A 25,218-nucleotide genomic window follows, 5' to 3' on the forward strand; every position below is an offset into this window, starting at 1 on the left:
ATGGCCAAGTACACAACGCGTGAGTACTCACCCAGTGACGTGAAAAAACTTTTGGAGGCCGCCAGTGCGCTGTACGCACCGAAACCCAAAGTAACCGACCTTCAAGCATCTTGGTTACTAGAAGGAGGCATCGGTTCGCATATATGGCGAACCCAGAATGCTGGCCATGAGCATCTGGAAAACGGCGTGTGGAAAGGAACCATAAACATAAATTTTGCACATCGGCTGCCCGACAATACGTTGCTTACGGACCCTGAAAATTCGATACCCCTGCATGCTTTGCAAAGATGGGCTTTCGCTCTAAGGTCTGGGCTCCTTGGCTACTTCCCAGGACCTACAGGTTGGCAAAGGGCAGTTCGGTGGGCACTCAGTCTGACGTCATGGGCATATCTGCATGCCGACACACTGGAACCTCAAAAATTTGGTTTTAACCTATTAGACCTCGAAGAGGTAAAGGAATTGGCGTACCAGCTTTCGCTAGATAATTGGTCGGAGGCTCTTCAAATCACCAGCAGGCTATTCACCGCTCTTCACAAGTTCACATTCAATCGGAAGCCAACCAAAAAATCACTGGCTGCATTGCCTTATGTAGACACCGTGACAACAATACAAATCAAGAATAAATTGAGATCCGAAGGATTATATACAGTTTACACCCGCACGCCGGAGTCACTTATAAGCAGAGTTTTTCTAGCGAATCTGATACAACATACGCCAGAAGGTTTCCGCAGTGAAAAGGTCAGAGCATTTTTGAGACAGTTCGAAGGGGGCTTAGCTGAAGAACCTCTCTTATTACGCGGTAAAACTCTTACAAATCACCCAACTTTAAAGGCTCGTCCGATTGAAGATGTGGGGGACACTCAGGTAACTGAAAAATCCATGCTCGCACATAGTACGCATTTCGACTACTTTCTTGCAGGATGCCAGATCGATAATTCGCTAATTCCATACATTGAAAGAACAGCTAGGGATGTAGTTCATGAGCTTAATCAAAATATAGCACCCTCTCAGCATCAGCGCCTGATAGCCGTAGACGACGGTTTAGCCGTATTGAACGAAGCTGCAAGGTGGATCATAAATTTCGGAGATAACCTATTAGAAATATACAGCCAACACCTAACCAACTGCAAAGCTATAGATAATCGCATGGCCACTGAAGGTTACAATATTATGGCGGCAGAAAAAAAACAAGCATTTGATCTGCTTATTGCCAAATATAAAGATTTACTAGGCAACAACTCAGGCTCTCCCAAAATCATAGAATTTGCAGGATTAAATCTAGCATTTAAGAAACACAACCGTGAAATCATCTCTGGCGATCTCACCTTAGCCCAAGCGATATATATTCTAATAGGAGCCTGCACGTATGCACTTGGCATGATGAAGCCCATGCGCGAAGGTGAAATAGGGACAATCCCATATAACTGCATACTTCGCAACAACCTAACGAGTGGTTGCTGGATTAGAGTGCCTAACGAAAAATCAGCCGTACTCGGCTACTCAACGCAAGTCGAGCGCCCTGTACCCTATTTAACATATAAAGCCGTATTTTTGTTACAAAAATTGGGGATTATGACAGCCAAGCATTTTTTTGGCCTTGATGCCAAGCCTACAAGATTGCTCTATTTCCCCTCATCGAATGATGGTATGTCCCCACCCACCAAGGGAACTTCAAGTGGCGCTTTGGGGATTGCTATTACGAGGTGCATGGACTACTTCTGCGACCATTTAAATTTGGCTTTGGACGAGCACGGCCGTCGACAATACTTTCGAATTCATGAGCTTCGAAAGTTTTTTCTCTTAACGTTGTCTTGGGATGAGAAATATCACGGTGATGAATTGGCAGCCTGGATGGCAGCCCATCGAGACGCTGATTATACGCGAGCCTACACAGATGCAAATATCGATGGTGCAGAATTGTCGGATTTAGAGGCTAGGTATATCGAAAGCAAGATAATTGACATCGAGTTATCTAGCGGAAACAGGTTGGACTCTCCAACCGTGGCCACATACCGGAAAATTCTAAAAGAGCTAAAAGTTGATTCGATATCTAGCCTAGCTCCTGATAAATTCTCATCCTATGTGAGGAATGCTGTAGCGTCAGGGCATCTCTCGGCAAAGCTAATAAAAATTCGAAGTATAATCCCTGGAGATAAAGAGTTCACTGATCTCGCCGTAATTATTGGCAAGGATGGTTAAAATGAGCTTAAGCAAACTACAAAACGCAAAGAACCGAATCAATTGGCTCCAAGATATTCTCAATGAAAAAAAGAATACGTACGCAATCGAGCCAGAGCAACTTCAAGATGCTAAATCTTTCTGCTCGCTTGAAATTGAGAGCTTATTTACCGCACTCTCATATAACACATTGAAATCGTGCCTAAAAACTGCCCCCAACAACCACTTTAGAAATCATACATTTAATGACAATTGGTCATACTTTCTATCTCTTCGCGAGAAAGCGCATTCGCTGCTGTTAGCAAGGGCAGGAAGATCAAAAACGGCACGTGCATCGGACGTCCCTATTGATTATAAGCTCGCGCACCGAAACGCACTATGGCACGCTAACCTGTGCGCTAATGCTTACTTGCAACTTAGGAGAGATGTTCAGGGTATATTGAAAACCAGCGGCGATCTCGAACTGGATTACAAAAGATTAGAAAAAGCACTTAAAAAATCTTGGTCTATCTATAAGCAAATTATCTCATCCGAACCAGACAGACCTATACCAAAGCTAACAATCGTAAAGGCCAACACATAATGAGCCGGCAGCTTTATTCGGAATACCAAAATTGTCTTCTGCCCCGGACCGGAAGAAGCGGATCTCAAACGAAACCATGGTTTGCCTTATTAGCTTGGCCAAACGGAAAGCCGTGCACCTTAGTAAACTATTGGCTTACCGACTTGGCAACACGAACTACGGGTAAAACAGTAAAACAATATTGTGTCGGCATGACCCCTTTTGTGCGTTACTGCTATGACAAAGAGATATCGCTCGTTGACTTCAACGACGAGCACATGAATGATCTTTCATTTACGCTCGCAGCTGAAAAATTAGAAAACGGTAGCCGAAAAAAACAAAACGATTATGTAAATTCTATCCTCAGCAATATTATTGAATTCCTTACATGGATTCAATTTCATGGCAACCCGACCAATCATAGCAATCTCGTAGGGTTTAAAGCTGGCTCGCCGAATATTTGCGTGATCGAAAAAAAGAATAAATACGGAAAAACATATCTGCATCACGAATCATTCTTAGAGGCCCGTGCTCCACTCCACAAAAAAGACGCGATGCCCCGAGAGTTCATTCAATCTATTGAAGATCAGACTTTTTTAGAAAGCGACCCAGAGTTATATCCAAGCATTTATAAGCACCGATACAATAATTCGAACAAAAAAACCTTAATCCAACAAACATATTTGTATCAAAGACGCATCATGATCATGTGGGCCTTTAAGCGAGCAGGGCTCAGACCATCCGAGCTGATCGAGATGCCACTGGATGACAACCTGAACGTGGTTAACTCTTTAATTCTATATCTACCGACAAAAAAGCTACGTACAGATTCAGTAGTATTACGGCCATTCAAGACTACGAATGATGGTGCCTTGACTGTCAAATATTATCTCGATGCACGCGAAAATTTTATAGCTGAATACGGCGAAGCTACGAACAAACCGATCTCATCAACGTCTTTTTTTCTGACAGAAACCGGCCGTCCCCTCAGCGCAGATTCAATGGCTAAAGACTTTGGCCGGGTGGCGAAACGAGCTGGACTAACAGATGTAAGGGTATGCTTCTCCATGTTTCGCCACCGTTTCATAACCCTTGAAATCTTATCACATTTTAAAGAGTTATTCGGAAGCAACCGCCCAACCACGGAAATGCTTACGGTGCCGGTAGTTAAAAACATAGAAAATAGGATCAGAAAAAAAACTGGACACAAACTTGGCGATTCAATCTGGCACTACTTTGATGAAGCGTTTGAAGCGATAGATTTTTGGAAGTCTGTGGACAGAGCCTTAGCCAACATGGAGCAAATAGGTGACGCGGAAGATAACCTTCAAAGATTGAAATATGATCAAAGGAAGGCTTACGGGAATGAGGCACTACTCAGTAAAGAGCTTACTGACATTGAAAAGGGAATGGCCGCCATCAGGGCGAAAATGAATATTTTTGATTGACCGTCCTCTCACCCTTGAGTCTATGCATGTGAGGGCTATGCGTCTTGATTGGTGGACGATCTCGCGTATTTGATACCGTTTACCGTGCAAGACACCGCAGCACCCACTCCTAAGCCCAAAACGGCTTGGGCAATGTAGCCGTGCAGATACGACTTAACATTGGCGCTCAAAAACCAATCTGGCAAGGACAGAGCTGCTTCACTGATAAAGGATCCCCCAACAAAGAACATCGCAATTGTTCCTATCCAGGAGAGCAATTTCATCAGCTTGGGTGCGACGGCAACAAGCCCACTCCCTATGCTCCGTACCGCTTGCGCGAAGATGCCACGGGTGGTGGTCTTAATCATGCGTAGGCCTAAGTCGTCGATTCGGACGATGCCGGCGACCAGGCCATAAACACCAAACGTGACCAACAGGGCGATCAGGCTCAACGTAGCGACTTGCTGAAGGAATGGCGCTTCCGAAACCACATTCAGTGTGATTACTACGATCTCAGCGCTCAACACGAAATCCGTGGTGATAGCGCCTTTGATCTTCTTGGCTTCATACCTCTTCGCCTCTTCTTCGCTGAGCACCTTCACCTTGCGCGCACCATCCCCTTTGTCTTTGGGGGTGAGCTTCTCAATCAAGGACTCGATGCCCTCGTAACAGAGGTATATGCCGCCAATGACCAGAAGCCCATGGACGATGACTGGAGAGATGTAATTCAGCCCGAGCGCCAACGGGACCAGGATGGCCTTGTTTACCAGCGAGCCCTTGCAGACGCCCCACACCACAGGCAGTTCGCGATCAGCTTTAAGCTCAACCACCTTCTCCGCATTCACTGCCAAGTCATCGGTGAGGACGCTCGCCGTCTTCTTTGCCGCCACCTTGCTCATCACGGAGATGTCGTCCAGCAGCGTTGCTATGTCGTCAAATAACGCAAAAAAACTGCTCGCCATCAGTTAACTCCTTGGGCCCAATCCCTAGACATCGGTGGCGGCTGGACGTTCTGATCATCAAGTTGAAGCACCATCTGCTAGCGAATCCAGGGGCTGCCCATTCGCCCAATCGCATTCCTACGTAGCACCAGGCCAGGCGGTTACAAAATGAGCGGTGTGGAAGATCGTCACTGATTGCAACAACTCCGCTTCAATTTTTACCAGCTTTCGATCTACCAACATATAAAGATGACTAGAGACTAGTCGTTCACATCTGCAAAAAATATTTAGTACAGATTGAAATAAATTAAAAACTAATAAATCATGCATTCCTTGAATTTTCTTGAGGAGGATAAAATGGAAAAACCGCAAATTTATAGCATGACCGAGAGCGGCGCATGGAACAGCGAGTACATGTCACACCATCAGAATGCGTGGCACTACTATAGCGACTACGCCACTCTGACTAAGAGACTTACCAAATCCGAAAAACGGCACCAAAAAAAGGGGCATACCTGTGAGAGCCTCATCTTTCACCTAACCTCTGATTTACACGAAGCTTCATATCGTGCAGCCACGTCGACTCACCTTTACGCATGTCTAGCAATGGAAGGCTTTCTCAATTTCTATGGCGTGAGGAGGTTCGGTGAAACATATTACAAAGCTGAAATCGAAAGATTACCTATTGCTAAGAAACTTGAAAAAATCTTCCTCACAGTCTTTGGAGAACCTCCAAGTGATCTCTTGGCGCAAAGCGTACTAGAAACATTTCAGCGAAGGAATAAATTGGCACATCCAAAAACTCAAGAAATAAGCTCTTCTAACATCGAAACCTTCATAGATCCTCACCCCCGCGATCATTATGTAAAGAAATCCATGAAAACTCTTAACGATTTCGCTTTAGAAGTATGCGCAAACGACCCGGATATTAGCTTGGACTTCTACTTCCCAAAGCATAATCAATCCAGAGATCAATAGTAATGAATATAAAGCAGCTTGAGAAAGATATTGATGAACATCTTCAGCTATTTGAGCGTGTTCCGCTCAGAGCTGCTTGGCAGAGGCGAGATGCAAAGGTTTGTTTGATTTGGACGGGAACGGTCTTGATAGCTCTTCTATGGGCTTTGGTAACTGTTCCTAATGTAATGCTTACTGATTTTATCCCTACTCTACTCCCGATATTGATCATCACGATGATATGCGCGATTCACATGGGGGAGGTATCATCACAGGTGCGCGCAACGCGCCTCGGAGCAGGCCCTACCACCTCCCTTACCGAACGTTTGCACTTAAAGCAACAGTGGCTGTGCGCTCGCTATGAATGCACGCCAGAAAAGCTCTTAGAAAAAGCACGGGAGATTAGACTCCTGTGGGAGGAGCGCGAGGAAATCCGGAACTTGGCTAGCGACGACACAATGGGGCCGCGCTTCGCTGCATTCCTAAGACTTCCCGACCCAGCGAGATTCATCGGTTTGTTGACTGCTATTGCCGCAATTTTTGCCACGGTAGTGACACTCGGAAGCAACATCGACTCATTCTTCGAAGCGCTGCAAGACTGGAAAACGATTGTGGCAAACATTCTAATTTCGACCGTTTTGCTCGCCGAACTAATACTTCTATGGATTATGGTTACTGGGATGGTAGGTCAAATTGGACCTTCTATACTGGAGCAAGCTGGACTATTACCCCTGAGTAGACGTCGAGTGTATCGCTATCTATTCGCTATGCACATTGCGAGCGAGCCGATCACTCCGTTCGGGAAGAAGTTGCCATTATTTTTGAAAGCAGTATCACTATTATTCGTTCCTATTCCCACTCTATGGACGAAATCCCGAGCCCGTGTGCTGAGTCAGACCTGATTTAAACCAGTGGGTAATGAGAAGCAAAGCCCCACGTCGCCCACACGACTCAGGCCTTCAAAAGATCGCCCTGTAGGTCTTCAGCTTCAGGGCTCCTTGCCGACGTAATTCCTACATTCATCAGTCTTCTTCGGATTCGCTCATCATGGATAAACGCGCGCCCTCGGATGTTTTGCTTTCAAGTACGGTCACCGTCGCCGACTACCGTGTTTTCAAACGGGCAAAGGACAAGGAAAGCATTGCTGATTTCGTATATCAACGATTTCAGGAGCGCTATCTCAAGCCCTTCGAGTCTAAGGAGCATAAGCATGGCTTTGCGATGATGGCATGTGCGTGCCTGATGATCGAAACGCTAGAGGCTTTCTGGACTGGCTCCGCAAAGTCGGGTCTCAGCGGAGTTGCTTTCTGCCACTTCTTCGACCGTGTTGATCATTTTTCATCCCTGCGAGAGCACGGCAGACTCTTCTACAAGCACGTCCGTTGCGGAGTCATGCATCAAGGCGAAACAACCGGAGGATGGCGAATTCGAAGGGATACGTCTCAACTGTTTGATGCCGAAAACCTAGTCGTTGATGCCACACGATTCCTCGCTGCGCTTGAAATATCACTCCGCGAGTATTGTGATTTGCTCAAGGCGTCGCCTTGGGAAAGCGAGGTTTGGAGCCGTCTCCAGATGAAAATGAGGTTTATCTGCGCGGGCGCTTTGGTACCGCCTGAGTATCTGGATGTGCCAGTAGCGTCCTAATGCTTTCGCACCACTGGCCGTTGGTTCGCCGAAGGGAAAGTGGCCGAGCGGCTCATTCATTCATCCCCTTGAAGCCCTGCTCCCCCGGCGGGACACTAAACTCGTATGAGTTACAATGGAGGAAACTCATGACCCAAAAAACATCACAAATCCACCCTCAAGACTTGGTAGTTAAGCCGTCCACGGACTCATCGAGTCAGGTCCATTCTGAAGCGCCATTGAAAGCCACGAAGCCTTCCTTGGAAAGCCTGTTAGCGGAAACACCTGAGAACAGTCGAGACGATGCTTGGGAAAAAATGGCATCAGTGGGAAACGAACTCTGATTAAGAATATCGCCAGCCCTGTAGAGGACTCGGTATCAGATTCTCGCGACCTGTCCGATGCGCGAACGACTTTTTAGCCAGACGATATGTGTTCTGAAGAATCGGACTCAAAACTCATTGGTAAAAATCCCGGTTACCGACCAACTTGTCCACGATGTTCAACCGGCCGTTGCAGTTGTAATCGAAGGGCCGCGCCCGACGGCAGCAGTGAGGAATAATCTACATCATAACGATGTGCTTCATCCCTGAAACCAGCCCCGCGCAGTAATACTTCTCGGTGAATTTCGCTTGCGCTGTGTACTTACCCATCACCCCAATGAAAGTCGAGGCAAGAGCCGTATGCGGTTATTGCGTACGTAAGGATTTGTGCGGGGACAGATAGCCGCCATACCTAAGGCAACCATTTTTCCTCCATAGAACGCTCAAATCACGTAAGGCTCGAACAGCCTTCGGACATTCACCCGCGCCTTCAGCTTCGCGGCCAACAGGTACAAACCTACCACCTTGCGATGCAGAAACAACACATCTACCGGTGGCGTGTGCCAGAAGTCGCGGTCAACACCCAGTTCCCAACCGGTATCACGCAAGCGTACGGCTAGGTCAGACGTCGCAAAGTTATAGGAGCCTTGATGCCGCAGTGGCTCGCAGGCCTGTGTAATGAGGTCAGTGAGCACCGCGCGATGTTTGGGCAGCGTTTCAGGCTGAAAGTAGCCGACGTCCAGCGCGGCCTTAGTGATGGAGTTACGGTCTTCATGCATGCCTGCAATCAGCAAGCGGCGGTAAGCCTCGGTACTGTTGCGGTCATAAAGGCGCGTGGCGCCGAAATCGAACAACACTAGCCGTCCGGTGTCTTGCTGATATCGGTAATTCGCAAAGTTAGGGTCGGTCTGCACGCATCCGAACTCGAACACCTCGCGCAGAAACAGGCCGAACAGCAGCATGATGATCCGGTCGCGTTCTGCTTGGGGCGCGTGCTCTAGTGACTCCACGGGAACTCCGTCAACGAAGGACATCACCAAAATATTTGTCGTGCTGAGCTGGGCATACACGCGAGGAACCAGAAAGTCAGGACTGTCGGCCAACAGTTGATCAAAGCGCCGTAAGTGCTCGGTTTCCTTCAGGTAGTCTGCTTCATCTTGGAGCTGACGCTTGGCCTCTAGGAGAAGTGGGGCAACGTCCATGCCATTAGGCAGCAACCCGGACATGCGCAACAAGGTTGCAACGTTATCGACGTCACTGGAAATGCTCTCGCGCACACCAGGGTATTGCACCTTGATCGCCAAGCGTTGACCGTCCTTACCTTTCGCCGCATGCACCTGGCCGATGGACGCTGCCGCCAATGGCGTGAAGGAAAACCGTTCGAAGCGCCCTTCCCATCCCTTTCCCCAGCTTTCGTTGAGGACTACCACCAACTGGCTCATGGGCATCGGATGTGCGTCGCAACGCAGACGAGAAAGGATCTCGCTGAACTCACGCGGCAACAAATCACCTGCATCCATCGATAACAACTGTCCAACCTTCATGGCGGCGCCACGCAGTTGCGACAGTTGCTCGACCACCCGATGCACATTGCCCGATGTCAACAGCAGTTCGCTGAGCGCCGGACGTTTGCCCTGAACCCACTGCCGAGCGCCTTCGGCTAGCATGCCGCCCGCGATGCCCGAGGCCAAACTGCCAAAACGCATCAACCGCGATAAGCGGCTGCCAGGCACGGGCAACGAGCCGGGCACACGAGGCTTCATGAATGAAGCGCCTCAACGATCGCGGCAAGCAGCAAGCAGACGCTCGCCACGAGGGTAAGCCGTAATCGCATCGGCAGGTACCAGGCGGGCAAGCTCGTACCCCGCAACAGCTGCCTGTCCTGCCGGAGGTGGACAACTAAGCCGACGACCAACAGCAAGCAACCCAATGGCATTGGCAGTAACGTGGCAATCCAAGCAATAAGCGCAGGAATGACACTCCAGATGAACCGGTCGCTGCCCTGCTCGGCGCTCATGTCTTGCACGGTCATGGCGAAGCCCCAGTGTAAGGCGCCGACGAAGCTCAGGATGACTGCGCCATAGTTAACAAGCGCAATCGCAAACAACGGCCGATAGTCGAGAGAGAACGGGATCAACAGCGCCAGAAAAATAAACGGCAACAGACCGCCATAACCCAGCAGGCTGACGTGCTTTGGCAGAGAGGTTGAAGGCGACACGTTCATTTGTATTCCTTGCAGTGAGCGACGCTCAAGACTGTAGGCCCAAAAGCCCCCGCATGGGCGAGATATTGATGGGATCCGAAGCGGGGGTCAGCGTAATGAGTCGCGTTGCAGGATCAGATCATTGCCCCATCGCTACCTATAGTCTAAGCGTCCGCCGATCTCACATTGCATTACTCAGGCCGATACCCGCTGACAGGCAGCATGTTGGTCAATCTAACTCGCCCGCTGCGCCAACAACTGGCTATAGACAGCCTGGTCGCAGTTACTACGGGACGAATTTGGCTTTCAAGGGTTAGGCAAATCTACGTCAGGCTCGCCAGGCCAACCAAGGCTCGCAAAACTCTAAGGTTCCCCAGACCACCTCAGGCTGCTCCGAAGGTCCGACGAATGCGTACATTGAGCTACTGGCGGCGTGGGCTAATGCTGAATAAATAGCTCTGGCGCAAGTTGTCAGGTCGTTTTTTTGCGCCTATCTTATACAAAACCTATACAAGAACATCGACCATGTACAACCAAGAGCATTGGCCACTGACGCTGTACTTTGACGGTGAATGTCCGTTGTGTGCTCGTGAATCAGGGTCCTGCGCCGACACGCCGCTGCGAGCCAAGTGCTGTTTGTTGACATCAATAATGTTGAGTTCGACGCCAAAGCACTTGGTTTCACGTTTGAGCAAATGCAGTCGTCGCTTCATGCCTGTTTCGCCGATGGTCGCTGGGTTAACGGCCTGGATGCCACTCTGTGGAGCTGGCGTGCCGCCGGCCTTGGATTTTGGGCCACGCCGCTGACATGGCGGGCACTGCAACCGCTGCTTGCCCTCGGTTACCGCTTGTTCTGCCGCTTACGTCCCCATTTGGCGTGGCTGCCTCACCCGGATGGAAGCCGTCGATGTGTCGGTAACCGTTGCGCAATGACGGAATTAAAACCCGTACCCGACGAATAGCTCACTTTCAAAACTAAGCAGCCCTAGAACGCCTAATTTCAGTTTTGGCCTGACGACGAACTTGAGCCACAGGTGTTCTGGCGAAGCTCGTGGTTCGGGCGCAACTGAAAAGCCCCTACCGCAAAGGATTGCCCTCACATGAATCGCAGCATGGCTGCGAGGAATAGTAATGAACCCATCATTAGCCGAGCACTATCGTGAAATTCTCGTCGACGTAGGCGAGAACCCTGAGCGTGAAGGACTGCTGGACACGCCCAAGCGCGCAGCCAAAGCGATGCAGTACCTGTGCAATGGCTACACGATGAGTTTGGAGGACGTGATCAACGGTGCACTGTTCGAATCGCTAAACGATGAAATGGTCATCGTACGCGACATCGAATTGTATTCATTGTGCGAGCACCACCTGTTGCCCTTCATCGGCAAAGCTCATGTCGCGTATATCCCCACAGGACGGGTACTGGGCCTGTCCAAGGTCGCACGAGTGGTCGATATGTTTGCGCACCGCTTACAGATCCAGGAAAACCTGACCAAACAAATTGCTGACGCCCTTCAGCACGTCACCGATGCGGCCGGCGTGGCTGTGGTGATTGAGGCAAAGCACATGTGCATGATGATGCGAGGCGTGGAGAAGCAAAATTCAGTGATGACCACATCAGTGATGCTGGGCGCCTTTCGCGATTCGTCCGCTACGCGTCACGAGTTCCTGCAACTGATAGGGCGACTGGGTTAATAACAAAAAATCCAGTCAGACTGTGGGAGAGGCAAGATGAACAGTTCCTTCAAGATGAACTCCCTTGGCGAAGGCTATCGTGCCTTGGTGATAGGCGCCAATGGAGGGCTCGGCTCGGCTTTTTGTGAGTTGCTCAATCAGGATCCACGGTGTGCGGGTGTTCGTGAGCTGGCGCGCAATTGTGCTCCAGAATTGGATCTGGAAAAGCCCGACAGTATTGCCAGGGCGGCCGCCGAATTAGCTGAAGAAGCCCCGTACCAGTTGATTTTGCATGCTGCCGGTCTGCTCCACCGCGAAGACATCAAGCCTGAAAAAAGTTACTCCTCCATTGAAGCGGATGCTCTCCAGGCGATATTCCAAGTCAACACGCTCGGGCCTGCGCTGGTTTTGCGGCACTTTCTGCCTTTGCTTGACCCTCATGGCGCTATGGCGATGCTCTCCGCCAAGGTAGGCAGCATTGGCGACAACCGTTTGGGCGGCTGGTACGCCTATCGTGCCTCCAAGGCTGCGTTGAACATGTTGATTAAAACGGCTGCGATCGAACTAGCGCGAACACGCCCTCAGTCTCGTCTGCTGAGTCTTCATCCAGGCACCGTGATTTCGGGCCTGTCCCAGCCCTTTAAAGGCGCTTCTGCCGCGCGGCCCGCAAGCCTCGCTGCCCGCGAACTGTTATCACTGATTGACCGCTTGGTGCCTGCCGACAGCGGCAATTTCTTTTCTTATAACGGAGAACGCCTACCGTGGTAGGCAGGGAGTGAACCTTGAATCTGCAAGCGTTGATCGAACGGGCTGCTAATGGCGAAGTACGAGAGTTGGAGCTGCTATCTCTGGAAGGCGGTTTTTATCTGGCGCGAGTCAGGCTGGATCACGGCCAGTTCACGTTGCTGGACGATGCAGCGAAGCCTATGCACCTTCGCTCCATCAATCACCTGCGTGAGCTGTTGCAGCTTGTGCCGCCCTTTCCCTGCGTGCTTGTGCAGCAGTGCGTCCATGACGAGATGTGCGGCTCACGTGAAGGGCCCATTGAGTCGTTACGCATTCCTTTCTCGCTGAATGCGCCTTGGTGAGTAACCTTCCGCTGGGCGGTGTCTTGCTCGCAAAACTGGATATCGGGGAGTCGTTTTGAAGAAGAGCGAACTCAAGGTCAAAACCTGTGCGGTCTGCGGATTGCCTTTCGCTTGGCGCAAGAAATGGGCGCGCTGCTGGGCTGAGGTGCGCTACTGCTCGGAGCGATGTCGACGGCGCAGACGCAGTGAAAACTGAGCATTTATACTGAATACGAAAACAGATGCCGCATCGCAAACAAACCTCAAATCTACGTAGTTGAGCCCAACGCTTTATGGCTAAAAGGCATTAGATAAATACAAGATTCAAACGCGAGGACTGCTATGAAATATCAATTTATAGTCCCTAATATTCAGCCGTTCACACTATTGTTGAGCTTCTAAAAGGGTAGAAAAAGCAGCCTTGCAACATTCAGCTTTAGCTTCGCCATCAAGCAATGAAAAAACAGCAAATGGGGATTGGTCAATATGCGCCTCCATTTTGACTAGACGAGAGGGCGGTTAAGTGAAGCGGGAATTAGAACTCATCCGTGTAGAAGCCCCATTTACTGACTAATTCATGTATCGCAAGCGAAATCCTCGATTCAGCCATCAGCTCCACAGGGGTGTAACTCAATGCCACCGCGACCGTCATCGCAAAATCACTCAAGTCTCCTGGCTCGTAGGGCCAAATTTGGAGCTTCATTACTGACGCATCATGGGGATGGTATTCATCGACCACCTCCACCGAGTCCACCAGAGTTCGGTAATTAGTGAACGATATGGCCATGGTTTTTTGAGGGTCGTCCGCTAGCATCGAGCGCGAATCCAAATACGTGTCGCCAGCCTCGGCTAGCGCAGGATGGCTGAAAGCGCGAACGCATAGCGACCTCAATCGAGGCGACGATACGAGGCTCCTAACGTGGCGTAAATCCACCAACCCTTGATTAAATTCCCACTCCAATTCACGGCGCAAATGATCGTGTAGGTTTGGGTAGCTAGCCATCACCACACATTTCGTTCTAAGCAATTGCAACGTCACACCCCAACCCCATACTCAAGCCGTTTTAGCAAAAGGTAAATCGCTTGGCACCCTTCCTGCGTCGCGAGCATTTCGCAGGGTCGCCGCCCTGCAAGGGCGGTGCGTTCTTCTTGCACCCAAAACACTGCGCCTTCTCCGAAAAATGACAAAATCAAGTTCACGGCTTCTATGTAGCTGGCGATGTAGTCTTCGTCACTCTTAGGGTCTTCAGCCCGATCTATCGGCTCCGGCCCGGAATGTTGACCACATCGAGCTTGAAGCCACCCCTCGACACTTATCACTTCACCTGGCATCCCACATAGCTCACAAACACTCCTTGATACCAGCTCCGCGATATCGAAAGCGGCACCGATGCTCTCGTCACCTCCTCGATGATAGATCCTGAGCTGACCAAATTTATCTTTCACCTGCGAGACCTTCACTTCGAGCGCGCTAACCCTGGCACGTTGCTGAACCAGCGACAGAGTCGCTTCGATGACATCAGCCCAACCGTCATTGCATTCAAAACCGAAGATTGCACCCTCGGAAAAGTCTTTCGAAAAGAGCAGTGTGCGGTACTGAGCTGCAAGAAGCTTTTCGATGAAATTATTCATTCGTCCTGGCTTCCTTTGACCACACGGGATCGCGGCTCTTGCCCTGCATTTTCGAGGGGTAAACTTGTCCGCCCATCAACTCATAACAGAAAAGTTCTCCCACTGTCTGGATCTCACGAATTGGCTCCATCAACCACCTACCTTTTTGGTTCAACCACGGTGGCGATACGAGTTGCACCTCGCGGACAAATTGATCGGGACCGTCTCTTGAGACCAAACCCAAGAGAAACTGTACTTTCGAAATCAAGAACTGCTGCTGCGAAGAACCCTCCTCGCCTGCTACTTCATAGGTGACAAAAAACCACTCGTCATTCGACGTTTGCGAGACGTACTTCCAGCGGCGTGTGCCTTCCTCAAGCACGAAGAAGGGATTTTCCACACGTGCTTGCTCGTGAGTTTCAAACATATTAATTCTCCAGTAATTCTTAACAGCGTACTATAGTACGCTGCTAAACGCAGCTCATTGTGGCTATATACTCCCTTTTGGAGGTAGCCGTGTGAGGGATCTGAACGCCGCTTTTGCGCAAGCTTTGCGAGACATGAGGCACAGGGCCGATCTTTCTCAGACTGATTTTCCGCCTATGGTAAGCCGAGAGCACGTCAGTTTGATGGAGCGAGGAATGCGATCGCCCAGCTTGAATACGATTGACGACTTGGCTCATGTCATGGGCATTTCGCCCTTGGCACTGGTGCTCCAGTGCTATCTCCACCGCGATCCAAACACCAGTTTTGACGCGCTTATCTCAAAGGCGGCGCGGGAAATCAGAACAGAAATGATCCCAGGCGGGCTCAGAGATGATGGAGATAGCTAGACCTGCTCAAACTGGTAGTTACGTCGTGTTGGGGTGTGGGTAAGACCCATAGCAGGGCAAGCCGTTCGCTTAAGATTTTGGAAAAGCCCGGAATACGTGCGTACGAACACTGGAGAAGACTCATGCTCCCTGCCTACGACCTTCAGGCCCCCAAACGAGCTGTCAATCTCAGCATTAATGGTGACCTGCTCAACAAAGCCAAGGAGTTAGATATCAACGTCTCTGCGACTTTGGAGCGCGCCCTGGTTGAGATAGTTAAACTGAATCAGCGCTAGAAATGGCTAGAAGAGAACCGTAACGCCATAAACGCATACAACGAATATGTCGAAACCCAGGGTGTTTTTAGCGACGACGTACGGAGGTTCTGACGCCTCAGTTCGCCGCTCATAGGAACAAAAAATACTCCCAAAGGTGCATGCTTGGAATGATGAAGCGCACAGAATCCGGTCAGGTAATGCGCTCCAAAATTTCAAAACTTTGAGCGAACGACTTGCCTCACTGGACCTTATTTTTTGCTACGGAACAATTACTTCTTGAGCCACGAATCGACGGTCGCAGAACCATGTTCAGACTTTCATTGCTTCAAGTCTTACGGTTGGCTAAATGTAAACTGATGTCGTTGTGAACGTCAGCCAGGGGTCGTTTTCGCCTCTTGCCAAGGGCATGAATCCACAGCCAAAAGCAGTCATTGAGAAGTAACTTTATTTGGCTTTCTCGGCAGCTCCATTGCGTGCTTTGGACCTATCCTGCCCCTGCTGTTTCAATGCCCAATCATTTACTCATTCGATACGACCATTAAGTAGCCCAAGCTCCCCCCCTCATCGATTCGTTTTTTGGCGAGCTTGATACGATGGCTATATGCCGCTAAAAGATAGCAATAGAACCAAAAATATAGGGATTGGACATGGCTTCGAGATATGTTGTCGTACCAGCGATACCCACGGAAACGGGATCGGTGCGTCACGGTCCTCGCTTCTATTCCAGCATGGCTCCTTGTGGCTTCAGCATCTACGACAACGAGGAAAAGTGTCGCCTTGCCGTGTCATTTTCATCGCGAGCTGATGCTGAAGCAGACTGTGCAATTAGAAACTCAGAACGGCTTTTTGGCTCAATGTTCTGACTGCCGTCTCTCGAACCTCATTTACGTGAACATCAGTTAGGGCCTGCTAATGACCTTATCAGGTGGCCTCGATCTGGTTCTCTCAAGATCGTGTCAGGGTATCACCGACGACATGGTAGCCATCGCACCGACCGAGCGAGGTGGCCGAGCAATAGGCGGCTATCGTGCAGTTGCTTACAGCTACTCCTCTGATCGGCGCCTGCTATCACTGACCCACCAGCGCCACGGACTAACCGTCCCGAAGCTGACTACCGCATGCGCAATGCTGCTGTATAGCTCATGGAATGGTGAGTGGGTAGGGTAATGGCGCTGGATCAAGCTGATCGAGGCCGCCAGCGAATGCGGTGTGCTGGAGGTCGGTACCCACCGAGCCCTGGGCGATGCTCGAATGACTCTGGACGTGCAGTGCTACCTGTACCGTCGCACCAATGGACGTAACTCAACAACGTTGCCCGCTGATAGATTTTCAGTAGATGCCGCCAAAGCTAATTCAATTTTTGATATAGCTAAAATCAAGCACCCCATGTCTATTGAAAGTATCCGTCAGTACCAATAGGATGACCCTGCAACAACCAAATCAATATTAACATCAAGGAGAGATCTTATGGCGCTTAAACCAGGCCCAAAACCAATTGCTAAATCAACCGGCGAAGTTGATAAGCGTCGTCGTGACAATAAAGACACGCAAGGAAATAATCCCGATTTAAAACCTAGCAAGTCTTCAAAAAAATAGGTTTTCGCTGACAGAAGCTACTTCAATGGTAGCTTTTGTCATTGGAGCTGTAGGGGATGAATGCATAGCCTGTGATTAGCTTTATCTGACGATCACACCCTTCTATAAACGCTACAACTACATATCGAATGTATCATTGCGGTATTTCCTTAGAGTTGAATTACCCTGCGTTTTCCAGATAATCTCTAGGCTCGCTGCATACGATTTTTTTCAACTCTACCGATAACTGAACTGCCCCTGTTTCGCAAATAAACTGAGTGACCGCTTTTGACCGTTGAGTGCCCGTCACTGAAGTACCAGCTTTCGCGCGCAGGCAAGCTGACGAAGGCTTTTAACCGTCACTCTTGAATGAGATGAAAAAAGGGCCCTCGGAGGGCCCTTTTGTACTCAAACCAAAATCACTTGGTCAGCCAAGACTCAACGGTCGCGGAGCCATACTCTGCTTTCCATTCTTTCAACGTTTTGTGATTGCCGCCTTTGGTTTCGACGACTTCGCCGGTGTGAGGATTCTTGTAAACCTTCAATTGGCGTGGCTTACGGGTGCCAGCTTTGGAGTCGACGGCAGGAGCACGACGGCTCGCTTGCGGATCTAGCAGGTTGATCACGTTCGGTAGGCTGTAGCTGTACTCGGCCAGCAGTGCACGCAATTTGGTCTCGAACTCGATTTCTTTCTTGAGCCCAACATCACCCTTCAGGGCTTCAAGAGCTTGGAGCTGTTCAGCCAAGTGCTTTTCGAGCTGACGAAATTCGGCGAGTTTTGACATGTTAGTTCTCTGTGTAGTTAGTCACCCAACAATACACCAAATCAACAATTTGAATCTAGGATGATGGGGCCTCATGCATGCGTCCAGGTTCGCGGCCCTGATTTATTTGTCCACCGCCAAGCGGCGTGTTGAGTCAACATCAATCTGATTGGCTAGCGAAATGATGCGAGCGACAGGACGCGTATCTTCAGAAAGCATTCGCTACAGATACGCATTCATGTCAGTTGCCATTAGTTAGAGAGTTCGGGATACGGTGGGATGAGATTTCAGCGTTTCACTCATTGCTAACCAACCGTTGGCATTTGACTTAATCAGCACATGCCGTCGTGACGACCGGCAGTTGACAGCCAAAAGCGGTCATTCGAGCAGCTCCAAACATACCGTTTTCTACCCAAGCGAATTTACCGATAGTGACCGACATGAGAAAGCATGCCGGTCACTGCCGCTACTTTATTTTCTGATGGACACAATGGTGGCTCTACCACCATCTAACCGAAACGAAAACGATACATGGTCCCCGGCCGTCAGCCCTTTCAGTTGATCTTCCGTAACGGAAAAGGCCATGGTCATCGGCGGCCATTGCACAGCTGGAACAGCCCCATGGGATAGGGTCACTGTATGCTTGGCAGTATCCATGGCCTTAATTGTTCCCTCGGCTTCGGCAACCGTGGCCTGTTTTGGTTCCTGCTCCATTTTCATGCTCTCCATACCGTCCATTTTCATGCCCGGCATGTCCTCTGCCAGGGCAGAAAGAGACAACGTAATTACGGTGCTAGCAACTGCAATCATGGTCAGTTTCATACGACTTTTCCTTGATGAGTGTTGGGTTCAACTTGGAGGTGCCGGCGACGCATCAGGCGATAAGCTGCCGGAATGACAAACAGGGAAAGCAAGGGGGCCGTGACCATGCCGCCCACCATGGGCGCGGCGATGCGACTCATCACTTCGCTCCCAGTGCCGCTGCCCAACAGAATGGGCAGCAGGCCGGCAATAATGACGGCCACGGTCATGGCCTTGGGGCGAACGCGCTGCACAGCCCCTTCACGAATCGCCGCGACCAATCCACGCTCAGTGCTGTCGCCGAGGTCTTCACGTTCGGCCCAGGCGTTCTTCAGATAGAGCAGCATGATCACGCCAAACTCGGCGGAAACACCGGCCAAGGCGATAAAGCCGACCCCGGTGGCGACTGACAGGTTGAACCCCAACAGATAGAGGAACCATGCCCCGCCAGTAAGGGCGAATGGCAGGGTGGCCATGATCAGCAAGGCCTCATCGAAGCGGGCGAACGTCAGGTAGAGCAACACGAAAATGATCAACAGCGTGGCAGGCACCACCAGTTTGAGTCGTGCGTTGGCCCGTTCGAGAAATTCGAACTGTCCCGAGTAGCTCAGGCTCATGCCAGGCTGCAACTTGACCTGCTCGTTGACCACCTGGCGTAGATCGGCGACTACCGAGGCAATGTCCCGGCCACGCACGTCAATGTAAACCCAACCCGAGGGGCGTGCGTTCTCGCTCTTGAGCATCGGCGGACCGTCCGTGACCTTGACCTTCGCCACAGTGCCGAGGGTGATCTGGCTCCCTAGCGGGGTGTTGATTGGCAATTGCTCTAGGGCGCCAATCGAGTCACGCCATTCCCGTGGATAACGTACGTTGATCGGGAAGCGGGCGAGCCCTTCAATGGTCTCGCCGACGTTTTCACCGCCAATAGCGCCGGCCACGATGGATTGCACATCGGTGATATTCAGTCCGTAGCGAGCCGCGGCTTTGCGGTCGATATCCACATCGATATAGCGGCCACCGGTCAGTCGCTCGGCCAGAGCAGAACTGACACCGGGTACACCCTTGGCCACTCGCTCGACCGCCTGAGTTGCGGCATCGATCTCCGTCAGGTTGGTGCCAGCAACTTTCACTCCGATGGGACTCTTGATCCCCGTGGCCAGCATGTCGATACGGTTGCGAATCGGTGGTATCCAGATATTCGTCAGCCCAGGGACTCGTACCACTCGATCCAGTTCTTCCACCAATTTCTCCTGGGTCATGCCTGCACGCCATTGCTCGTGCGGCTTGAATTGGATGGTGGTTTCAAACATCTCCAATGGTGCCGGGTCGGTAGCGGTTTCGGCACGCCCGGCTTTACCGAAGACGTGTTCGACTTCGGGCACCGTCTTGATCAGGCGGTCGGTCTGTTGCAGCAGTTGCGCGGCCTTCTGCGCCGACAATCCCGGCAGAGCTGAAGGCATATAGAGAAGATCGCCCTCGTCCAACGGCGGAAGAAACTCGCCACCCAAGCGAGACATTGGCCATAGCGCACTGACAAAAACCAATAGCGCCACCACCAGCGTGACCTTTGGCCGACGCAAGACTACGTCCAGTGCTGGTTGATAGATCCGGATCAACCACCGGTTCAACGGGTTCTGTTGTTCACTGGGAATTCGTCCCCGAATCCAATAGCCCATCAGCACTGGCACCAGGGTCACTGACAATCCCGCCGCTGCGGCCATGGCGTAGGTTTTGGTGAAAGCCAAAGGGCCGAACAGCCGTCCTTCCTGAGCTTCCAGGGTGAATACCGGAATGAACGACAGGGTGATGATCAACAAACAAAAGAACAGCGCAGGCCCAACTTCCGCCGCTGCTTCAGTCATCACGTGCCAATGACGCTCCCCCTTCAGTTCTTCCCCTGGATTGGCCGCGTGCCAAGCCTCGATATTCTTGTGGGCGTTCTCGATCATCACCACGGCGGCATCGACCATGGCGCCGATGGCAATGGCTATCCCACCCAAGGACATGATATTGGCGTTGATCCCTTGGTATCGCATGACGATGAAGGCAATCAACACACCCACAGGCAGCGAGATGATCGCCACCAGCGAGGAACGCAAGTGCCAGAGAAAAATCCCACACACCAGCGCGACAACAATGAACTCTTCGATCAGCTTGTGGCTGAGGTTTTCGACCGCGCGGTCGATCAGCTTGCTGCGGTCGTAGGTGGTGACGATTTCCACGCCGGCCGGCAGACTGCTCTTCAGTTCATCGAGTTTGGTCTTGACCGCCGCAATGGTCTCGCGAGCATTCTTGCCACTGCGCAAAATGACTACGCCGCCGACGGTCTCGCCTTCCCCATCGAGTTCGGTGATACCGCGCCGCATCTCAGGTCCCAACTGAATCGTGGCGACATCGCCAAGGGTCACCGGCACGCCGCCCGAGCCGAGCTTGAGCGGGATCGCCCGAAAGTCATTGAGCGTCTTCAGGTAGCCGGAAGCGCGCACGATGAACTCGGTCTCTGCCATCTCCAGCACCGCGCCACCAGTTTCCTGATTGGCCTTACCGATAGCGTCGGTTACCTCTGCCTGAGTGATACCGAGGCTGGTCAGTTTGAGCGGATCAAGCTGCACCTGGTACTGCTTGACCATGCCGCCCACGGTGGCTACTTCTGCAACATTGGGCAGGGTCTTGAGTTCGAACTTGAGGAACCAATCCTGAAGTGCGCGTAGCTGCGCCAGGTCGTGTCCGCCACTGCGATCCACCAGTGCGTACTGATAAATCCAACCCACTCCCGTAGCATCCGGCCCCAATGCCGGCTTGGCGCTGGCCGGCAAGCGACTTTGTATCTGGCTCAAGTATTCCAACACCCGCGAGCGGGCCCAGTACAAGTCAGTGCCGTCTTCGAACAGCACGTAAACGAAGCTGTCACCGAAGAAGGAGTAACCACGCACCGTCTTGGCGCCCGGTACTGAGAGCATGGTGGTGGCCAACGGATAGGTCACCTGGTTCTCGACAATCTGCGGCGCTTGTCCCGGAAAAGGGGTGCGGATGATCACCTGAACATCGGATAGATCCGGCAGCGCATCGATGGGCGTGCTCTGCACCGACCAGACGCCCCAAGCCGTGACAAACAGCGTCGCCAGTAACACCAGGAATCGGTTGGCCACTGACCAACGAATCAGGGCAGCGATCATGGCTGGCTCCCCGATTTATCCAGACGCTCAACACGCAAACCGTCGTCGGTCTGGCTCACCGCAATCCGAACCTTGTCGCCCGTTTTGAGGCCCTGCATCAACGCCGGACTAGCGAGTGGGAACGTCATCGTCATGCCAGGCATACCCAGAGTCTTGAAAGGACCATGGGCAAGCGTGACTTCTTTATCGTTGATTTCAACGATCTGCCCCTCTGCTTCATGAAAGCTGGAGGCTGCTGCGCGGGGTGGTGACTCTTCCTCCGAGCGGGCAACAATGCCCTTAAGACTGGCCTCCGAGTCGAGCAGGAACTGGCCAGAGGTAACCACCTTTTGGCCTTCCTCCAGACCTTTCACTATCGCCGTCTTGCCATCGCTTTCCTGCCCGAGTTGCACCTCCACTGGACGGTAGCGACCGGCGTCTTCGGAGAGCATCACCAAGGCACGTCGGCCCGTGCGAAGGACCGCCTCGCTCGGCACCCACAACACACTTTGCCCGGTCGAACGATTCAGGCGGACCTGGGCCGTCAAACCCGGCCTGAGGCGTCCGTCTGGATTGGGTAGTTCCACCCGCACACGAAGGGTGCGACTGTCCGGATTGGTCTCGGGCAAAATCGCGCTGACCTTGCCACTAAGCGTTGTCCCTGGGAAGGCTGGCAGACGCGCTTCGACTGCCTGCCCCACGGTGATTGATCCGGCATCCGATTCTGGAACGGCCACGGCTAGCCAGACACTGCTCAAGCCATTGACGCGTGCCAGAGTATCGCCAGTCGCCACGGTCATTCCTGCGCGTACGTTCAACTCTTGCAGCACACCGGCAATGGGACTGGTCAGCGTCAGGTATGGCTGAACCTTACCGCCACGCTCTACCTGAGCAATCAGTGTTGCCGGCATCCCTGTGAGCCGCAGTCGCTGGCGGGCCGCAGCCAACAAGTCAGCATCTCCATTGCGCTTGAGGGCAAGAAACTCTGTCTGAGCAGCGGCCCACTCAGGCACGAGGATATCTGCCAACGCCGCGTTGGCTTTGAGTACATCGCCGGGAGCATGGGCATAGACCCGCTCCACAAAGCCAGTGGTGCGTGCCTGAATCACAGCGACATCACGTTCGTTGAACGCCAACACACCTGTCACGTCGAGGCTGGAATCAAAGATCCCACGGGTGACTGTCGCAAAACGCAGACCGAGATTCTGGGTCAGACCTGGATCGATTCTGACTGTCGCCCGATCCCCTTCCCCACTGGCGTACTGAGGAACCAGTTGCATGTCCATGAAGGGGGATTTCCCCGGCTTATCGAACTTTTGCTGCGGGTACATGGGGTCGTACCAATACAGAGCCTTGCGTTCATCCGGTGAATTGAGGCTCTGTTCCGGGGCGGTACCTGGTACTCCGCTCATGCGCTCGTGAGCGAACCAGTAGCCACCGGCAACACCCAATGCCATCGAGATACCTACCAGCAATGCCCCGTTCCATTTTTTAAGGATCATTGGCTGGACTCCCCATAAGCAAAATACAGACGCGCACTGGTCAGCGCTCGCTGCTCTTCCACGTCGATCTGTTTGAGGCGGGCTTCGATGAGTTCACGTCGGGCGGCAACAACGGCGTTTAAATCGCCTTTGCCGGACCGATAACTGGCCATGCTGAGTTCGACCTTTTCCTTGGCCAGTGGTAACAGGCTTTCCTGGTTTCGGCGCACGGCACGATTCAGGCGTTCATAGTCAGCCAGCTCGTTTTCCAGTTGCTGAGTGTGCTCGCGTGACAGGGCTTCGCGCTCTGCCTCAAGCTGGCTGAGTTCAGCCTGTTTGGCTGCGATTTTGGGATTTTGTCGAGAGTCAGGAAACAGCGGCAAATCCCAGGAAAACTGCACGCTGACCATGTCGCCAAACTCACGGCCACGGTGCTGGTAATCCAGTTCCCAGCTCCAGTCCGACTGCTTCTCCGACACGGCTTCACGAACCTTGGCTTGCGCTTCGCGGGTCATCGGCGCAAACGCTGCCAGCTCGGGATGATGTTGCAGTTTATGGGCGTAGCCGGAGGTATCGACGGGCCATTCAGGCAAGCTACCCACAGGCTTGTCGCTGGCGGCTGAGCCAATCCAGCGTTTGAGGGCTGCTCGGGCCTGCGCTCTCTGGAGAATCAGATCATCCTGTTGCTCCGCCAGTTGAGCCGCTTCTTGCTTAGGCGTCACCGCATCGGCGGGTTGAGCGCGGCCACCGGCAATCTGGGCCCGGACGGTATCGGTCAACAGGCGGTTGTCTTTGTAGAAGTCCTGGAACAGCGCATCTTTGCGCTCAACCGAGTAGCTGCTGATCCAGGCCAACGCCGTGGACTGGCGTACCTTCAGACGTTCGACTCGACGCTCCGCAGCGGCGCGATCAACGGCCGCATCGGCGACTTCGATGCGCGCTTTGCGCTTGTCGCTGTTGGGCATCTCCTGCCTGACTCCGACCATTTGCATGGTCATGAAGTCTTGGTCGACGCTCCAGCGATCCGGACCGCCAATGGGGTAGTTCTGCACACCCAGCAGTAGTTTGGGGTCAGGTAGCTCCCCGGCTGGAATAGCCGCGCTGCTGGCAGCCTGAATTTTGGCGTCTTGTGCGGTCAGCGACGGTGCATTGTTTTCGGCCAGCTGCAACGCTTCATCGAGTGTCAATGCGGCAGAGAAGCCCGGCAATGCCAGTACGCTTGCCGCCAGACCGGCCACGAGGGACCAACCTGTGCAATAGCACTTGGAGTTCATGTTTACGATTCCTGTGATCATCCACTGCACGCGTCAAAAGACATGCGCGCAGCTAGTCCATCCCGCTAACGCGGAATGAGGCTCAATGTGGGACAGGAATCAAACGCGGGGCGGTCGCCATACCCCTGAAGGGGTTTGTACGGGCAGGAAATCACCGGAGATAGAAAGTACAACTGGGATGGATAGAGTGACTGGAGGCTTGATGATTGAGACTTGCAACATGCCGCCCGTCTTGCATTCCTGGCCCGGTTTGCAGGGCTTACCGTGCTCCGAAGGGCTTTTCATATCGGTGCAGCAGTCCATCCCCATGTCGTCCATCATCGCCATGCCCATCGTCTTCATTGGGCAAGGTTCTGTCGCTGCCTGAACGCCCGCCATCCCGCTGAGGGGAAGCGCCAAGCTGATCATGAAGATGATGCAAAACCGCAGATAGCGTTTCATGGGCTGGAGTGTAGTCGCTGAAAATGGCTCTTACAATTGGACTCGCGTCATCAGCAGCCTACCGGAATGCC

General features: G+C 52.1%; 24 protein-coding genes and 2 pseudogenes. 14 read left to right on the forward strand and 12 right to left on the reverse strand.

Annotation, left to right across the window (positions count from 1 at the left end):
* From ACYZT4_RS17370 to ACYZT4_RS17380, 3 genes are read left to right on the forward strand one after another with little or no spacing between them, the layout of a single operon-like run.
* Positions 1–2,199, forward strand: a complete 2,199-nt coding sequence (locus ACYZT4_RS17370) for a hypothetical protein (protein WP_461981641.1) — start codon at positions 1–3, stop codon at positions 2,197–2,199.
* Position 2,200: 1 nt separating this feature from the next.
* On the forward strand, positions 2,201–2,761 hold the full coding sequence (locus ACYZT4_RS17375) for a hypothetical protein (protein ID WP_461981643.1): 561 nt from the start codon (positions 2,201–2,203) through the stop codon (positions 2,759–2,761).
* Complete coding sequence (locus tag ACYZT4_RS17380) at positions 2,761–4,188, forward strand: tyrosine-type recombinase/integrase (RefSeq protein WP_461981645.1); 1,428 nt, start codon at positions 2,761–2,763, stop codon at positions 4,186–4,188. The genes ACYZT4_RS17375 and ACYZT4_RS17380 overlap by 1 nt, the downstream gene beginning before the upstream one ends.
* Positions 4,189–4,223: 35 nt before the next feature.
* Here ACYZT4_RS17380 and ACYZT4_RS17385 read toward each other — a convergent pair whose 3' ends face one another.
* A complete protein-coding gene (locus tag ACYZT4_RS17385) occupies positions 4,224–5,129 on the reverse strand; it encodes a DUF808 domain-containing protein (protein WP_461981647.1) in 906 nt (301 codons plus the stop codon).
* 336 nt (positions 5,130–5,465) lie between these two features.
* Here ACYZT4_RS17385 and ACYZT4_RS17390 point away from each other — a divergent pair, with 336 nt between their 5' ends.
* From ACYZT4_RS17390 to ACYZT4_RS17400, 3 genes are all read left to right on the forward strand, one after another.
* Positions 5,466–6,086 (forward strand): hypothetical protein, encoded by a 621-nt coding sequence (locus ACYZT4_RS17390; protein ID WP_461981649.1) that lies wholly within the window; start codon positions 5,466–5,468, stop codon positions 6,084–6,086.
* Positions 6,087–6,088: 2 nt separating this feature from the next.
* A complete protein-coding gene (locus ACYZT4_RS17395) occupies positions 6,089–6,967 on the forward strand; it encodes a hypothetical protein (RefSeq protein ID WP_461981651.1) in 879 nt (292 codons plus the stop codon).
* A 145-nt stretch (positions 6,968–7,112) separates the two neighbouring features.
* Positions 7,113–7,712 carry a hypothetical protein gene (locus ACYZT4_RS17400; protein ID WP_461981653.1) on the forward strand — a complete coding sequence of 200 codons (600 nt, stop codon included), beginning with the start codon at positions 7,113–7,115 and terminating at the stop codon, positions 7,710–7,712.
* 745 nt (positions 7,713–8,457) lie between these two features.
* Here ACYZT4_RS17400 and ACYZT4_RS17405 read toward each other — a convergent pair.
* Both ACYZT4_RS17405 and ACYZT4_RS17410 read right to left on the reverse strand, forming a co-directional pair.
* On the reverse strand, positions 8,458–9,777 hold the full coding sequence (locus tag ACYZT4_RS17405) for an ABC1 kinase family protein (protein ID WP_461981655.1): 1,320 nt from the start codon (positions 9,775–9,777) through the stop codon (positions 8,458–8,460).
* Positions 9,774–10,238 (reverse strand): DUF3429 domain-containing protein, encoded by a 465-nt coding sequence (locus ACYZT4_RS17410; RefSeq protein WP_461981657.1) that lies wholly within the window; start codon positions 10,236–10,238, stop codon positions 9,774–9,776. The genes ACYZT4_RS17405 and ACYZT4_RS17410 overlap by 4 nt, the downstream gene beginning before the upstream one ends.
* Positions 10,239–10,742: 504 nt before the next feature.
* Here ACYZT4_RS17410 and ACYZT4_RS17415 point away from each other — a divergent pair.
* The 5 genes and pseudogenes from ACYZT4_RS17415 to ACYZT4_RS17435 all read left to right on the forward strand — a co-directional run bounded on the left by ACYZT4_RS17415 (position 10,743) and on the right by ACYZT4_RS17435 (position 13,172).
* Positions 10,743–11,179: pseudogene (locus ACYZT4_RS17415) on the forward strand (thiol-disulfide oxidoreductase DCC family protein).
* A 169-nt stretch (positions 11,180–11,348) separates the two neighbouring features.
* Complete coding sequence (gene folE / locus ACYZT4_RS17420) at positions 11,349–11,909, forward strand: GTP cyclohydrolase I FolE (protein WP_461981659.1); 561 nt, start codon at positions 11,349–11,351, stop codon at positions 11,907–11,909.
* A 36-nt stretch (positions 11,910–11,945) separates the two neighbouring features.
* A complete protein-coding gene (locus tag ACYZT4_RS17425) occupies positions 11,946–12,656 on the forward strand; it encodes an SDR family NAD(P)-dependent oxidoreductase (RefSeq protein WP_461981661.1) in 711 nt (236 codons plus the stop codon).
* A gap of 14 nt (positions 12,657–12,670) precedes the next feature.
* Positions 12,671–12,976, forward strand: a complete 306-nt coding sequence (locus ACYZT4_RS17430) for a DUF6482 family protein (protein WP_461981663.1) — start codon at positions 12,671–12,673, stop codon at positions 12,974–12,976.
* Positions 12,977–13,031: 55 nt separating this feature from the next.
* Positions 13,032–13,172, forward strand: coding sequence for a DUF2256 domain-containing protein (locus ACYZT4_RS17435; RefSeq protein ID WP_461981665.1), 141 nt, complete (start codon positions 13,032–13,034; stop codon positions 13,170–13,172).
* A 318-nt stretch (positions 13,173–13,490) separates the two neighbouring features.
* On the opposite strand, the gene ACYZT4_RS17440 is transcribed toward ACYZT4_RS17435, so the two are convergent.
* From ACYZT4_RS17440 to ACYZT4_RS17450, 3 genes are read right to left on the reverse strand one after another with little or no spacing between them, the layout of a single operon-like run.
* Positions 13,491–13,994 (reverse strand): hypothetical protein, encoded by a 504-nt coding sequence (locus tag ACYZT4_RS17440; RefSeq protein ID WP_461981667.1) that lies wholly within the window; start codon positions 13,992–13,994, stop codon positions 13,491–13,493.
* Positions 13,991–14,587 (reverse strand): MbcA/ParS/Xre antitoxin family protein, encoded by a 597-nt coding sequence (locus tag ACYZT4_RS17445; RefSeq protein ID WP_461981669.1) that lies wholly within the window; start codon positions 14,585–14,587, stop codon positions 13,991–13,993. The genes ACYZT4_RS17440 and ACYZT4_RS17445 overlap by 4 nt, the downstream gene beginning before the upstream one ends.
* On the reverse strand, positions 14,580–14,993 hold the full coding sequence (locus tag ACYZT4_RS17450) for a hypothetical protein (RefSeq protein WP_461981671.1): 414 nt from the start codon (positions 14,991–14,993) through the stop codon (positions 14,580–14,582). Before ACYZT4_RS17450 ends, ACYZT4_RS17445 begins: the two co-directional genes overlap by 8 nt.
* A gap of 133 nt (positions 14,994–15,126) precedes the next feature.
* Here ACYZT4_RS17450 and ACYZT4_RS17455 point away from each other — a divergent pair, with 133 nt between their 5' ends.
* The 3 genes and pseudogenes from ACYZT4_RS17455 to ACYZT4_RS17465 all read left to right on the forward strand — a co-directional run bounded on the left by ACYZT4_RS17455 (position 15,127) and on the right by ACYZT4_RS17465 (position 17,252).
* On the forward strand, positions 15,127–15,399 hold the full coding sequence (locus ACYZT4_RS17455; protein ID WP_461988718.1) for a helix-turn-helix transcriptional regulator: 273 nt from the start codon (positions 15,127–15,129) through the stop codon (positions 15,397–15,399).
* Between the two features lie 122 nt (positions 15,400–15,521).
* A pseudogene (locus ACYZT4_RS17460) lies at positions 15,522–15,767 on the forward strand (type II toxin-antitoxin system CcdA family antitoxin).
* Positions 15,768–17,123: 1,356 nt separating this feature from the next.
* The gene (locus ACYZT4_RS17465; RefSeq protein ID WP_256214295.1) at positions 17,124–17,252 is read left to right on the forward strand and encodes a hypothetical protein; all 129 of its coding nucleotides are present in this window, start codon (positions 17,124–17,126) and stop codon (positions 17,250–17,252) included.
* 398 nt (positions 17,253–17,650) lie between these two features.
* Here ACYZT4_RS17465 and ACYZT4_RS17470 read toward each other — a convergent pair whose 3' ends face one another.
* From ACYZT4_RS17470 to ACYZT4_RS17495, 6 genes are all read right to left on the reverse strand, one after another.
* Entirely contained in the window at positions 17,651–18,016 is a 366-nt protein-coding gene (locus ACYZT4_RS17470; protein ID WP_461981673.1) for a histone-like nucleoid-structuring protein, MvaT/MvaU family, read from the reverse strand.
* A gap of 450 nt (positions 18,017–18,466) precedes the next feature.
* A complete protein-coding gene (locus tag ACYZT4_RS17475) occupies positions 18,467–18,817 on the reverse strand; it encodes a copper-binding protein (RefSeq protein WP_461981675.1) in 351 nt (116 codons plus the stop codon).
* Positions 18,814–21,972 (reverse strand): efflux RND transporter permease subunit, encoded by a 3,159-nt coding sequence (locus tag ACYZT4_RS17480; protein ID WP_461981677.1) that lies wholly within the window; start codon positions 21,970–21,972, stop codon positions 18,814–18,816. The genes ACYZT4_RS17475 and ACYZT4_RS17480 overlap by 4 nt, the downstream gene beginning before the upstream one ends.
* On the reverse strand, positions 21,969–23,453 hold the full coding sequence (locus ACYZT4_RS17485) for an efflux RND transporter periplasmic adaptor subunit (RefSeq protein WP_461981679.1): 1,485 nt from the start codon (positions 23,451–23,453) through the stop codon (positions 21,969–21,971). The genes ACYZT4_RS17480 and ACYZT4_RS17485 overlap by 4 nt, the downstream gene beginning before the upstream one ends.
* Complete coding sequence (locus ACYZT4_RS17490; protein WP_461981681.1) at positions 23,450–24,706, reverse strand: TolC family protein; 1,257 nt, start codon at positions 24,704–24,706, stop codon at positions 23,450–23,452. The genes ACYZT4_RS17485 and ACYZT4_RS17490 overlap by 4 nt, the downstream gene beginning before the upstream one ends.
* A 99-nt stretch (positions 24,707–24,805) precedes the next feature.
* Positions 24,806–25,147: a hypothetical protein gene (locus tag ACYZT4_RS17495; protein WP_461981683.1), complete on the reverse strand. Its 342-nt coding sequence runs from the start codon at positions 25,145–25,147 to the stop codon at positions 24,806–24,808.
* Positions 25,148–25,218 lie beyond the last annotated feature (71 nt).

This window comes from Pseudomonas sp. GB2N2 (genome assembly GCF_054897705.1).